This is a genomic window from Methyloparacoccus murrellii (assembly GCF_054657115.1).
In genome coordinates this window covers 21,404-34,894 of record NZ_BAAHXD010000021.1, presented here as the reverse complement: position 1 = coordinate 34,894, position 13,491 = coordinate 21,404, and the positions used below count along the sequence as shown (strand labels likewise).

Below are 13,491 nucleotides of genomic sequence, written 5' to 3'. Positions count from 1 at the left end.
CGAGCGACCATGAGCGAACCGCGACGGCCCGATCTCACGCAACCGGCGGATCTGCTGCGGCACGGCAAGGGCACCGGCCCCCTGCGCAGCCGGCGGCCGCTGTACGTCGATCTGCTGCCGCCCTGCAACAACGCCTGCCCCGCCGGCGAGGACATCCAGGCCTGGCTGGCGCTGGCCCAGGCCGGCGCCCATGAGCAGGCCTGGCAGGCCCTGCTGCGGGACAATCCGATGCCGGCCGTGCATGGCCGCGTCTGCTACCACCCCTGCGAATCGGCCTGCAACCGCGCCGAGGTCGACACGGCCGTGAGCATTCATGCCATCGAGCGATTCCTCGGCGACCTGGCCCTGCAGAATGGCTGGACGCTGAGCCCTGATGCGCCGCCCAGCGGCCGGCGCGTCCTGATCGTCGGCGCCGGTCCCAGCGGCCTGTCGGCCGCCTACCACCTGGTGCGGCGCGGCCACGCGGTCGAGATTCACGAGGCTGGCCCGGTACCGGGCGGCATGATGCATTTCGGCATCCCGGCCTATCGGCTGCCGCGCGACATCCTGATGCAGGAGATCCGCCGTATCGAATCCCTGGGGGTGGTCATCCGCCTCAATCACAAGGTCGAGGATCTCCTCGCCGAACAGCGTGCCGGTCAGTTCGACGCCGCCTTCGTGGCGGTGGGCGCGCACCTCAGCCGGCGGGTCGACATCCCGGCCCGCGATGCCGGCCAGATACTCGACGCCGTTTCCTTCCTGCACGACGCCAACCTCGGCGAAGCGCCGTTGCTGGGCCGCCGGGTGGCGGTCTATGGCGGCGGCAACACCGCCATGGACACGGCCCGTACCGCCCTGCGGCTGGGCGCCGAGGACGCCATGATCATCTACCGGCGCGACCGCGAACACATGCCGGCGCATCCGTTCGAGGCCGACGAGGCACTGGCCGAGGGCGTCAGGATCAACTGGCTGCGCAGCATCTCCGCCATCGAGCAATCCCGCATCACCGTGGAAATCATGGCCATCAACGCCCAGGGCTACCCGGAGCCGACCGGCCGGTTCGAGACGCTGGAGGCCGACACCCTGATCCTGGCGCTGGGTCAGGACACCGAGACCGGTTTCCTCAAGGCCATTCCCGACATCCAGTTCAAGCCGGACGGCACGGTACTCGTGGATGCCGGCATGATGACCGGCCATCCCGGCATATTCGCCGGCGGCGACATGGTGCCGAGCGAACGCACGGTGACGGTGGCGGTCGGTCACGGCAAGAAGGCGGCGCGCTGCATCGATGCCTGGCTGCGCGGCGAGACCCGTGCGGCGCCGCCCAGACAACCCCTGGTCCACCACCAGCAGTTGCATCTCTGGTACTTCACCGACGCCGAGCAGCGCCGGCAGGAGGAACTGCCCGCGGCCGAGCGTCAGCGCGATTTCCGCGAGGTGGTGGCGGGCCTGGATGAAGCCGAGGCCGTCTTCGAGGCGCGCCGCTGCTTCTCCTGCGGCAACTGTTTCGAGTGCGACGGCTGCTATGGCGCCTGCCCGGAAAACGCCATCATCAAGCTCGGCCCCGGCAAGCGCTATCGCTACGATTACGAACGCTGCACCGGCTGCGCCGTCTGCTACGAGCAATGCCCCTGCCATGCCATCGAGATGATCCCCGAACCGGAGCGCGCGCCATGAGCCAGCCCCGCGTCGTCATCCTGGACGGCAACGAGGCCGTCGCCTACACCGCCTACCGCATCAACGAGGTGTGCGCGATCTACCCGATCACGCCATCCTCCACCATGGCCGAGCTGGCCGACCAGTGGGCCGCGGCCGGCAGGACCAACCTCTGGGGCGAGGTTCCGCAGGTGGTGGAGATGCAGAGCGAGGGCGGTGCCGCCGGGGCGGTGCACGGCGCCCTGCAGACCGGCGCCCTGACGACCACCTTCACCGCCTCGCAGGGCCTGCTGCTGATGATCCCGAACATGTACAAGATCGCCGGTGAGCTGACCCCGACGGTCTTTCATGTCGCGGCCCGCTCGCTGGCGGCGCAGGGACTGTCGATCTTCGGCGACCATTCCGACGTTGCCGCGGTGCGCGGCACCGGCTTCGCCCAGCTGGCATCGGCCTCGGTGCAGGAGGCCCACGACCTGGCGCTGATCGCGCAGGCAGCCACGCTGGCGTCGCGGATTCCCTTCGTGCACTTCTTCGACGGTTTCCGCACCTCGCACGAGGTCAACAAGCTCACGCTCATCGACGACGAGCAGTTACGCGCCATGATCGACGACGATCTGGTGCGCGCCCACCGTGGGCGGGCGCTCAACCCGGACCGCCCGGTCATGCGCGGCACGGCGCAGAATCCCGACGTCTACTTCCAGGGGCGGGAAAGCGTCAATCCGTTCTATCTCGCGCTGCCGGACCGGGTCGCCGAGGCCATGGCCCGCTTCGCCGCGCTGACCGGCCGGACCTACCGGCTGTTCGACTACGCCGGCCACCCGGAGGCCGAACACATCGTCGTGGTGATGGGCTCGGCCGCCTGCACGGTGCGGCAGACCGTGCGCCACCTGGAAAGACAGGGCGAGAAGGTCGGCGTCGTCCAGGTGCGGCTGTGCCTGCCGTTTTCGGCCGAGCATTTCCTTGCCGCGCTGCCGCGCACGACACGGGCCATCGCCGTGCTCGACCGGACCAAGAACCCGGGCGGCAGCGAGCCGCTCCATGGCGATGTGCTCACCACGCTCGCCGAGGCCCTGGCCAACGGCCGGATCGACCATCTGCCGCGCATCATCGGCGGTCGTTACGGGCTGTCGTCTAAGGAATTCACCCCGGCCATGGTCAAGGCCGTCTTCGACGAACTGGCCCGGGAGCAGCCCCGGCAGCGCTTCACGGTCGGCATCCAGGACGATGTCACCCACACCAGCCTGGATTACGATCCCGGTTACGACATCGAGCCAGCCTCGGTGGTCAAGGCGATTTTCCACGGCCTCGGCGCCGACGGCACGGTGGGCGCCAACAAGAACAGCATCAAGATCATCGGCGAGTCAACCGACCTCTACGCCCAGGGCTATTTCGTCTACGACTCCAAGAAATCCGGTTCCCGCACGGTCTCGCACCTGCGCTTCGGGCCCGAGCCCATCGAATCGCCCTACCTCATCGCCGCGGCGGATTTCATCGCCTGCCACCAGTTCGGTTTCGTCGAAAAGCTCGACCTGCTGGCGCCGGCGCGTCCGGGCGGCACCTTCCTGCTCAACAGCCCCCATGGCCCCGACGAGGTGTGGGATCGCCTGCCGCGCGAGCTGCAGGCCGGCCTGATCGGGAAGCGGCTGCGCTTCCATGTCATCGACGCCAGCCGCGTCGCCCGGGACTGCGGCATGCCGGGCCGCACCAACACCATCATGCAGACCGCCTTCTTCGCGCTGGCCAATGTCCTGCCCCGCGCGGCGGCCATCGCCAAGATCAAGGAAGCCATCCGCAAGACCTACGGCAGCAAGGGCGAGGAGGTGGTGTGCAGGAACTGCGAGGCGGTCGACCAGGCCCTGGCCCATCTGCACGAGGTCAGCCTGCCCGCCGCCGTCAGCAGCCACCTCACCCGGCCGCCGGTGGTGCCGGCCGGGGCTCCGGCCTTCGTGCGCGAGGTCACGGCCCTGATGATGGCCGGCCGCGGCGATGAACTGCCGGTCAGCCGCATGCCGGTCGACGGCACCTTCCCGACCGGCACCACGCGCTGGGAGAAGCGCAACATCGCCGAATCCGTGCCGGTATGGGAGCCGGATCTCTGCATCCAGTGCGGCAATTGCAGCTTCGTCTGCCCGCACAGCGTCATCCGCGCCAAGTTCTACCCGGCGGCGGCACTGGTCGACGCGCCAGCCAGCTTCAAATCGGCGCCCATCAGTGCGCGCGGCTTCCCCGAGACCCGCTACACCTTGCAGATCTACAGCGAAGACTGCACCGGCTGCGCGCTGTGTACCGAGGTGTGCCCGGCCCTGAGTCCCCGCGAGCAGGGCGTCAAGGCCATCAACATGCAGCCCAAGCCGGCGGACCTCGACGCCGACCGTGCGTCGCTGGGCTTCTTCGAACAGCTGCCGGTCAACAACCGCTCGCGGGTGGATTTCTCCTCGGTACGCGGCACGCAATTCCTGGAACCGCTGTTCGAATTCAGCGGCGCCTGCGCTGGTTGCGGCGAGACGCCCTATGTGCGGCTGCTGTCGCAACTGTTCGGCGACCGCCTGCTGGTGGCCAACGCCACCGGCTGCTCCTCGATCTACGGCGGCAACCTGCCGACCACGCCCTGGACCCGGAATGCCGAGGGTCGGGGGCCCGCCTGGTCGAACTCGCTGTTCGAGGACAACGCGGAGTTCGGCCTCGGCTTCCGTCTCGCCGCCGACCAGCACCTGAGCCTGGCCAGGCGCCTGACCCAGACGGTGCAGGGCAGCCTGAGCGACCCGGCCGTGGGCGAGACGATCCTGTCGGCACCCCAGCTCAGCGAATCCGACATCCGCCGCCAGCGCGAGCGCGTGGCCCGGCTCAAGGCGGAACTGCTGGCGCGCGACGATGAGACCGCGCGGGAGCTGCTGTCGGTCATCGACCATCTGGTGCGACGCAGCATCTGGATCGTCGGCGGCGACGGCTGGGCCTACGATATCGGTTCCGGCGGGCTGGATCATGTGCTGGCCTCGGGCCGCGATGTCAACGTGCTAGTGCTGGACACCGAGGTGTATTCCAATACCGGCGGACAGTCGTCCAAGGCCACGCCGCTGGGCGCGGTGGCCAAGTTCGCCGCCGCCGGCAAGGCCGTCGCCAAGAAGGATCTGGCGCTGCAGGCCATTGCCTATGGCAGCGTCTATGTGGCCCGCGTCGCCATGGGCGCCAATCCGCAGCAGACGCTGCTGGCCTTCCGCGAGGCCGAGGCCTACCCGGGCCCCTCGCTGATCCTCGCCTACAGCCATTGCATCGCCCACGGCATCAACATGCAGAAAGGGCTGCGGCAACAGGACCTGGCCGTCGCCTCGGGTTACTGGCCGCTGATCCGCTACAATCCGGCTCTGAGGCAGACGGACGCCAATCCGTTCGTGCTCGATTCACCGCGCCCGCGCATCCCGTTCCAGCGCTACGCCGAGAACGAGCTGCGCTACCGATTGCTGAGCCGCACCAACCCCCGGGAGTACGAGCATCTGATGAACATGGCCCAGGAAGTGGTGCGGCAGAAATGGGACACCTACGAGGACATGGCGATGCGCCAGCAGCACCGCTTCCATCCGGACGCCGCGGTCAAGGCGCCCTCCTGAGCCGACGAGCACAGCCGCATGGACCTACGCACACGCTACATGGGCCTGGAACTCCGGCACCCGCTGGTCGCCTCGGCCTCGCCCCTGTCGGAAACGCTGGACGGCATCCGCCGGCTGGAGGACGGCGGCGCGGCAGCGGTGGTGCTGTTCTCGCTGTTCGAGGAACAGATCCAGCGGGAGCAGGCGGCCCTGCTCCAGGCCCTCGATCAGGGCACCGACAGTTTCGCCGAGTCGCTCAGCTACTTCCCCGCCATGCCCCTGGCGGAAAGCTTCGCGGCCACCCCGCACGACTACCTGAACCTGATCCGCCGGGCCGTGGAGAGCACCGACCTACCGATCATTGCCAGTCTCAACTGCGTCAGCAGCCAGGGCTGGACCGATTACGCCCGGCAGATCGAGCAGGCCGGTGCCCATGGCATCGAGATCAACCTGTTCGCCATCGAGACCGATCTCGACACCGACGGCCGGACCGTGGAGCAACGCTACCTGGACAGTCTGCGCCAGGTGAAGGCGGCGGTGAGCCTCCCGGTCGCCATGAAGCTGAGTCCCTTCTTCAGCGCCATGGGACACATGGCCAGGGAACTGGTCGCTGGCGGCGCCGACGCCCTGGTGCTGTTCAACCGCTTCTACCGGCCGGACCTCGACATCGAGACACTGGACGTGACGCCGACCCTCACGCTCAGCCATCCCGGCGAGATGCGCCTGCCCCTGCAGTGGATCGCCCTGCTGCACGGCAAGCTGGAGGTTTCGCTGGGCGCCACCCGCGGGGTGGCGTCGGCGGTCGAGGTGATCAAGTACCTCCTGGCCGGCGCCGATGCGATCATGACCACCTCCGCGCTGCTGCGCCAGGGCCCCGGCTACCTGGGAGAACTTCGCCAGGGTCTGGAGCGCTGGATGGAAGCCCGCGGCTTCGACTCCGTCACCGATTTCCGCGGCATGCTCAGCCATGCCCGGGTCCGCGATCCCCGGCCCCTGGAGCGGGCCAACTACATCCGCATGCTGGAAAGCTACGGCTGAAAACCCCCATTCCGTCCCGACCCGCACCACCGTCCCATGCATTCGCCACCACCCGATCCGTCCGGCGAGACCGCCGGCCACCTGGCTGCGGACGCCGACAGCGCCGCCTATGAAGAGAACCTGGCCCCGGTCATTCCCGAGGCCGAGGTCGACGAGCCCGATGTCGCCATCGTCGAGGAGACCGGCGAGGCGGTCCAGCTCGACCCCACGCGCCTGTACCTGAAAGAGATGGGCCGGGCACCGCTGCTCAACGCCGACGAGGAGAAGCACTACAGCCGGCTGGCCCGCCGCGGCGATCTGGCGGCCCGCCAGCGGCTCATCGAGTGCAACCTGCGGCTGGTCGTCACGCTAGCGCGGCACTATCAGAACCGCGGCCTGCCGCTGCTGGACCTGATCGAGGAAGGCAACCTGGGGCTGATCCATGCCGTGGAGAAGTTCGACCCCGAACGCGGCTTCCGCTTCTCCACCTACGCGACCTGGTGGATACGCCAGAACATCGAGCGAGCACTGCTGAACCAGAGCCGCACCGTGCGTTTGCCCATCCATGTCGCGCGCCAGATCAGTCTTTGCCTGCGGGCCTACCGGCAGCTGACCACGGAGCTGGCGCGGGAGCCCCGCAATGCCGACATCGCCGAGCGGCTGCACGAGAGCCCCGCCAAGATCGACCGGCTGATGTCGCTGTACGAGCTCCCCGGCTCGCTGGATGCGCCGTTGAAGGCGGACCCCGACCTGACGCTCGGCGATTGCCTGCCCGACAGCCAGGCCATGCCGGTGGCCGAGCGCCTGCAACAGGCCGCCATGGCCGCGATCGTCGACCGCTGGCTGGCCCAGCTGCCCGACCGGCAGCGCGATATCGTCATCCGGCGCTACGGCCTGCACGAGCAGGACACCGAGACCTTGGACGCGATCGCCCATTCGCTCAAACTGACCCGGGAACGGGTACGACAATTGCAGGTGGAAGCCTTGAAGCGTCTGGGGCACATCCTCGAGAAACAGGGCTATACCCTCGAGGCGTTGCTGGACGCCTGAGTCGCGGCGCGCAGGCCACCGGCGGCACGGGTACGAACCGCCCCGGAGCACCGCGGCACGCGCTCCGGAACGGGCATCGGAAAGGCCGAAGCCGGTGGAAAGTCCGGTAAAATCGGCGACTCGACCGGCCCGCTTAGCCACTTTCACCCATCGCAGCGTCGCAGGAGACACCATGAAACTGATCACCGCCATCATCAAGCCGTTCAAGCTGGACGACGTCAGGGAGTCCCTGTCCGAACTCGGCATCAGCGGCATCACCGTCACCGAGGTCAAGGGCTTCGGTCGCCAGAAAGGGCATACCGAACTCTATCGCGGAGCCGAATACGTGGTCGACTTCCTGCCCAAGGTCAAGCTGGAAGTCGCCGTGTCCGACACGCTGCTCGATGCCGCCATCGAATGCATCATCAAGGCGGCCAACACCGGCAAGATCGGCGACGGCAAAATCTTCGTCACCAACCTGGAGCAGGTCATCCGCATTCGCACCAGCGAGACCGGCGAGCAGGCGCTCTGACCGTTTCCAGGCGGTCTGGCCACCCTTTCCCCGTCTCCGACTTCACGATCACCCATCATGGCTTTTGACGGCTCGGTCGATCTCGCCAGCTCCGACGCCACCGTCGAGCGCTTGCGGGAGATTCCCTACAACTACACCTCCTTTTCCGACCGCGAGATCGTCATTCGCCTGCTGGGCGAGGAACTGTGGGCCATCCTCGACAGCCTGCGTGGCGAGCGCGTCACCGGGCGCTCGGCGCGCATGCTGTTCGAGGTACTGGGCGACATCTGGGTGGTGCAGCGCAACCCCTATCTGGAGGACGACCTCATCGACAACCCCGGCCGCCGCAGGGCGCTGCTGGGCGCGCTGCGGCACCGCCTGCGGCAGATGGAGGAGCGCCGCGCCAGGCTGGAACCGGAGCATGCCAGCCGCGCGGCCAAGGTCGCCGAGCTCATCGAGGCCGCGGCCAGAGCGGTCGACGATTTCGAGGCACGGCTGGATCAGACCCGCGAGCTTCGCCGGCAGGCCCGGGTGCTGCTGTCGCGGCACACCCGCCGCGACAACATCTGCTTCGACGGTTATGCGCGGGTCACACATGTCACCGACGCGACCGACTGGCGCGTGGAGTATCCCTTCGTGGTCCTGTATCCGGATACCGAGGAGGAAGTCGGGCATCTGGTACGCGACTGCATCGAGCTGGGGCTGACCATCATTCCCCGCGGGGGCGGCACCGGCTACACGGGCGGCGCCATTCCGCTGTCACCACTGTCCGCGGTCATCAATACCGAAAAGCTGCTGGAACTGGAACCGGTCGAGCGCAATGTCCTGCTGCCCGGCGCCAGCGGTCCCTGCGCCACCTTGCGGACCGGCGCCGGCGTGGTCACCCGGCGAGCCATGGAAGCCGCCGAGGCGGCCGGACTGGTGTTCGCCTGCGACCCGACCTCCGCCGACGCCTCCTGCATCGGTGGCAACATCGCCATGAACGCCGGCGGCAAGAAGGCAGTGCTGTGGGGCACGGCCCTGGACAATCTGGCATCGTGGCGCATGGTGACGCCGGACGGCAACTGGCTGGACGTCGAGCGCCTGGATCACAACCTCGGCAAGATCCACCTGCAGCCCGAGGTCCGCTTCCGCCTGCGGCGCCTGGGCCCGGACGGCCGTGAACTGCTGGGCGAGGAAATGCTCACCCTGCCCGGCGAGCGCTTCCGCAAGCGCGGACTCGGCAAGGATGTGACCGACAAGTTCCTGGGCGGCCTGCCCGGCATCCAGAAGGAGGGCTGCGACGGTCTCATCACCTCCGCCCGCTGGATTCTGCACGAGATGCCGGCGCACACCCGTACCGTGTGCCTGGAATTCTTCGGCCAGGTGCGGGAGGCCGTACCCACCATCGTCGAGATCCGCGATCATCTCGACAGCCTGCCGAAAACCGGCACCGGGCGGGTGATGCTGGCCGGCCTGGAGCATCTGGACGAGCGCTATGTCAAGGCGGTCGGCTACGCCACCAAGGCCAAGCGGCATGGGCGCCCCAAGATGGTGCTGATCGGTGACATCGTCGGCGACGACGAGCAGGCGGTCGCCCAGGCGGCCAGCGAGGTGGTGCGTCTGTGCAATGCCCGTGGCGGCGAGGGTTTCGTCGCGGTCAGCGCCGAGAGCCGCAGGACCTTCTGGCTCGACCGCGCCCGCACGGCGGCGATCGCGCGGCATACCAATGCCTTCAAGATCAACGAGGATGTGGTCATCCCGCTGCCGCGCATGGGGGAATACTGCGATGGCATCGAACGCATCAACATCGAGCTCTCGCTGGGCAACAAGCTGCGGCTGTGCGACAGGCTGATCGGGCTCCTCCGCGGGGAACTGCCATTGCGCGACCTGGAGGAGGGCCTGGACCGCGACACCCTGCTGGAGCAGCGCCGGGTGCGGGCGCTGGAGTGCGTGGAAACCGTCCGGTCACGCTGGCAATGGGTCGCCTCGCGGCTCGACCTGCCGCTCGGGGAGGCCGACGCGATGCTCCGCGAGCGGGGAATGGCCGTAGGGGAACTGTGCAGCCGGGTCGAGCAACCCCGCCTGTTCCACCGGCTGCAGGATCATTCTCTGCGCATTTCCTGGAAGACCGAGCTTCGCCAGCCGTTGCTGGAGATATTCGAGGGCGACACCTTCCGGCCGGTCATCGAGCGCATCGAGGCCCTGCACCGGGAAACCCTGCGCGGACGGGTCTTCGTCGCACTGCACATGCACGCCGGCGATGGCAACGTGCATACCAACCTGCCGGTGAACTCCGACGACTATCACATGCTGCAGGAGGCCAATGCCGCAGTCGACCGCATCATGGCGCTGGCGTGCTCGCTGGGCGGGGTGATTTCCGGGGAACACGGCATCGGCATCACCAAGTACGCCTTCCTGACTGCCGAGGAGGTGGCGCCCTTTCATGCCTACAAGGCCCAGGTCGACCCCGAGGGCCGTTTCAACCAGGGCAAGCTGATGCCGGGCTCGGGACTGGCGCGCGCCTATACGCCATCGTTCAGCCTGATGGGTTTCGAGTCCCTGATCATGCAGCAGAGCGATATCGGCGCCATTGCCGATTCGATCAAGGACTGCCTGCGCTGCGGCAAATGCAAGCCGGTGTGCTCCACCCATGTGCCCAAGGCCAACCTGCCCTACTCGCCGCGCAACAAGATCCTCGCCACCTCGCTGCTGATCGAGGCCTTTCTCTACGAAGAGCAGACCCGGCGCGGCGTTTCCATCACTCACTGGAAGGAATTCGAGGAGGTCGCGGATCACTGCACGGTCTGCCACAAGTGCTACAGCCCCTGTCCGGTCGACATCGACTTCGGCAACGTCTCCATGGCCATGCGCAACCTGTTGCGCAAGATGGGCAAGCAAAGCTTCAATCCGGCCAAGGGCGCGGCCATGCTGTTCCTTAACGCCACCCAGCCGCGCACCATCAAGGCGCTGCGCACCGCCATGATCGACTGGGGCTATCGCGGCCAGCGGCTGGGCAATCGTCTGCTGGGCGGGCTGGCCCGGGCGCAGACGCGGCAGCCGCCGGCCTCGCTGGGCAAGGCGCCGGTCCGCGAGCAGGTCATCCACTTCGTCAACAAGAAGATGCCGGGCAAGCTGCCCAGCAAGACCGCCCGCGCCCTGCTGGGGATCGAGGACAACCAGATCGTGCCGGTGATCCGCGACCCGGCCCGCACGCGCGTCGACTCCGAGGCGGTGTTCTACTTCCCCGGCTGCGGTTCGGAGCGGCTGTTCTCGCAGGTGGGGCTGGCGACCCAGGCCATGCTCTACGAGATCGGCGTGCAGACCGTGCTGCCGCCCGGCTATCTCTGCTGCGGCTTCCCGCAGCGTGCGGCCGGCCAGTTCGACAAGGCCGAGAAAATCACCACCGACAACCGGGTGCTGTTTCACCGCGTCGCCAATACGCTGAACTATCTCGACATCAAGACCGTGATCGTCAGCTGCGGGACCTGCCTGGACCAGCTGGCGGACTATGAATTCGACAGGATCTTTCCCGGCTGCCGGCTGATCGACATCCACGAATATCTGCTGGAAAAGGGCGTGCGGCTGGAGGGCGTGAGCGGCGCGCGTTATGTCTATCACGATCCCTGCCACAGCCCGATGAAGCTGCGCGACCCGCTGAGAACCGTCAACGGCCTCCTCGCCACGGCGGACGGCACGCGCATCGGCAAGTCCGACCGCTGCTGCGGCGAGTCCGGCACCCTGGCGATCGGCCGGCCGGACATCTCCACCCAGGTCCGCTTCCGCAAGCAGGAGGAGTTGCAACGGGATGCCGGCAGGCTGCGGGCCGACGGCTACGAGGGGCCGGTCAAGGTACTGACGTCCTGCCCTTCGTGCCTCCAGGGGCTGCAACGCTACCAGGATGACGTCGACCAGCTGGATGCCGATTACATCGTGGTCGAGATTGCCCGGCACGTGCTGGGCGAGAACTGGCTGCCGGATTATCTCGGCAAGGCCGGCAAGGCCGGCAAGGGCGGCATCGAGCGGATTCTGGTCTGAGGGGTAGCCGGCCGCCCCGGCGTCACGGCCGGCCCCGGGGCCGGCGTGATGGCGCTGTCCCTGCCAGTCTGCGGTTCAGGGCGGCGGCAGGTGTTCGCGGCAGATCTTCTGGGCGTCGCCATCGCTCAGCATCTCGCGGGTCAGGCCGCAGCGGCGCTCGGCCCCGCCAAGATGCTGATGATGCACGCAGGTCCGGCAGGGCCCGAAGGTCTTGAGGCCATTGGCCCGCTGCAGGCTGAGCAGGAGACGCTCGATGGAGCGCTCCATCTGTACCCGCTCGCCCTCGGGCAGGACCGTCAGGGCCGAATTCAGGACCGTGGGCGGTATGGAAGACTGCAGAACGTCCTCGCCCTCATGCGTGAGATGCAGATGGACGACACGGCGGTCGCGCGAATCCGTCTCCTTCTTGACCAGCCCGTTCGTCTCCAGCACGCCCAGGGTCTGGGATACCGTACCCTTGGTCAGCCCCAGGAATTCCGCCACCGCGACCGGGGTATTGCTGTAGCGATTACAGCGGCTGAGATAGTGCAGTGCCTCCATCTGCACCGGCTGCAGGCCGCTCGCGAGACCGGTCTTGCGGACACTGGTGCGGATCAGGTTGGCAATCCGCTCCACGTATTCATACATTTCATTGGCGTTCATGGAACCTCGGGAACCGTCCTTCATTATCGTGATGAGCCGCAAGCATCGGGCCCCGGCGTTATTCGCAGTCATCGTATCCGGCAGGGAACTGCCGTTTGCGCGTGCAACAGACATTGACAATCCGTGTGTGTTCAGGGCGTGTTTGCATCATAATAACTCAGTATTGAGCCGCTAACACTTCACCCCATCCCAGGAGTCCGCCATGAGCACCGCCGACAGCCAGCCCCGAACCCAACAGCCCATGCATGTTTTCGACGTCTATGCACGCAGCGAACAGGGCCGCATCCTGCATTTCGACGTCATCCTGCCCGTCAACGATCCGGAGCGGGCACTGGCCTCGGCGCGCACCTGGCTGCAATCCATTGGCCACGAAAACGCCAGCGTGCAGGCCGAGAACTGCGCCTTCTGCCATACCGAGGCGGAAACGCCGCCCCAGTTCGAGGAAGAAATCCGCGAACGCGGCTATGCCATCTACAAGATGGAGGGCTGCCCCCGCTGACCGCCGGCAAACGGGGGAGAAACCGGCACGGATCCGGCGCTATTCGGATTTTGCCGGGGCGGCCGGTTCCGGAGCCTCGGCTGCCGGCGCCGTGCGGTGGCCATCGCTCTCGGCATTCTCGATGGCCTTGCCCATGCAGGTCATCTCGTGATCGACGATGCTGGTGGCCGCCTGCCGCGCCCTCTGCGTGGAACCGAACAGCTGCTCGAACTGCTTGATGGCCTGCTCGGCATCCGCCGACGACTTGACGCTCAGGAAGCGCGCGTAGGCATCGAAAAACTGGGCACGCCGCGGGTCGCCGGCGAAACCGGGAAGGCTGCTGGCGATCTCGTCCACCATGCAATCTGCCACCGTCTCGGGGCTCAGCTTGTAATCCTTGAGATCCTGGTCATCCTTGAAGCGCTCTATCAGCACCTCGCGCAGACCGGTTTTCTCTTTCTTGGCACAGCCGAACATGGCCACGGCGCTGCAGGCGATCAGGAGCAGTTTCTTCATGGGTATGGGTCTTGAGGAAGGTGGTCTGGAAAATCGCGGCGTCATTATATAGGGCGACGGGT

Annotated in this window: 9 protein-coding genes; 7 read left to right on the top strand and 2 right to left on the bottom strand. The window is 67.1% G+C overall.

What is annotated here, in order from left to right:
* Positions 1 to 9 precede the first annotated feature (9 nt).
* From ACYQ1H_RS07825 to ACYQ1H_RS07800, 6 genes are all read left to right on the top strand, one after another.
* The gene (locus ACYQ1H_RS07825; RefSeq protein WP_460027488.1) at positions 10 to 1,656 is read left to right on the top strand and encodes an NAD(P)-binding protein; all 1,647 of its coding nucleotides are present in this window, start codon (positions 10 to 12) and stop codon (positions 1,654 to 1,656) included.
* Positions 1,653 to 5,240: a pyruvate:ferredoxin (flavodoxin) oxidoreductase gene (gene nifJ / locus ACYQ1H_RS07820; protein ID WP_460027487.1), complete on the top strand. Its 3,588-nt coding sequence runs from the start codon at positions 1,653 to 1,655 to the stop codon at positions 5,238 to 5,240. The genes ACYQ1H_RS07825 and nifJ overlap by 4 nt, the downstream gene beginning before the upstream one ends.
* Before the next feature lie 18 nt (positions 5,241 to 5,258).
* Positions 5,259 to 6,257 (top strand): dihydroorotate dehydrogenase-like protein, encoded by a 999-nt coding sequence (locus tag ACYQ1H_RS07815; protein WP_460027486.1) that lies wholly within the window; start codon positions 5,259 to 5,261, stop codon positions 6,255 to 6,257.
* A 36-nt stretch (positions 6,258 to 6,293) separates the two neighbouring features.
* On the top strand, positions 6,294 to 7,286 hold the full coding sequence (gene rpoS, locus ACYQ1H_RS07810) for an RNA polymerase sigma factor RpoS (RefSeq protein ID WP_460027485.1): 993 nt from the start codon (positions 6,294 to 6,296) through the stop codon (positions 7,284 to 7,286).
* A gap of 172 nt (positions 7,287 to 7,458) precedes the next feature.
* A complete protein-coding gene (gene glnK / locus ACYQ1H_RS07805; RefSeq protein ID WP_460027484.1) occupies positions 7,459 to 7,797 on the top strand; it encodes a P-II family nitrogen regulator in 339 nt (112 codons plus the stop codon).
* Positions 7,798 to 7,854: 57 nt separating this feature from the next.
* Positions 7,855 to 11,793, top strand: coding sequence for a DUF3683 domain-containing protein (locus ACYQ1H_RS07800; protein ID WP_460027483.1), 3,939 nt, complete (start codon positions 7,855 to 7,857; stop codon positions 11,791 to 11,793).
* 75 nt (positions 11,794 to 11,868) lie between these two features.
* On the opposite strand, the gene ACYQ1H_RS07795 is transcribed toward ACYQ1H_RS07800, so the two are convergent.
* Positions 11,869 to 12,435 (bottom strand): MarR family winged helix-turn-helix transcriptional regulator, encoded by a 567-nt coding sequence (locus ACYQ1H_RS07795; RefSeq protein WP_460027482.1) that lies wholly within the window; start codon positions 12,433 to 12,435, stop codon positions 11,869 to 11,871.
* Between the two features lie 202 nt (positions 12,436 to 12,637).
* Here ACYQ1H_RS07795 and ACYQ1H_RS07790 point away from each other — a divergent pair, with 202 nt between their 5' ends.
* The gene (locus ACYQ1H_RS07790; protein WP_460027481.1) at positions 12,638 to 12,934 is read left to right on the top strand and encodes a DUF2024 family protein; all 297 of its coding nucleotides are present in this window, start codon (positions 12,638 to 12,640) and stop codon (positions 12,932 to 12,934) included.
* Positions 12,935 to 12,973: 39 nt separating this feature from the next.
* Here ACYQ1H_RS07790 and ACYQ1H_RS07785 read toward each other — a convergent pair whose 3' ends face one another.
* Positions 12,974 to 13,429, bottom strand: a complete 456-nt coding sequence (locus tag ACYQ1H_RS07785; protein ID WP_460027480.1) for a hypothetical protein — start codon at positions 13,427 to 13,429, stop codon at positions 12,974 to 12,976.
* Positions 13,430 to 13,491 lie beyond the last annotated feature (62 nt).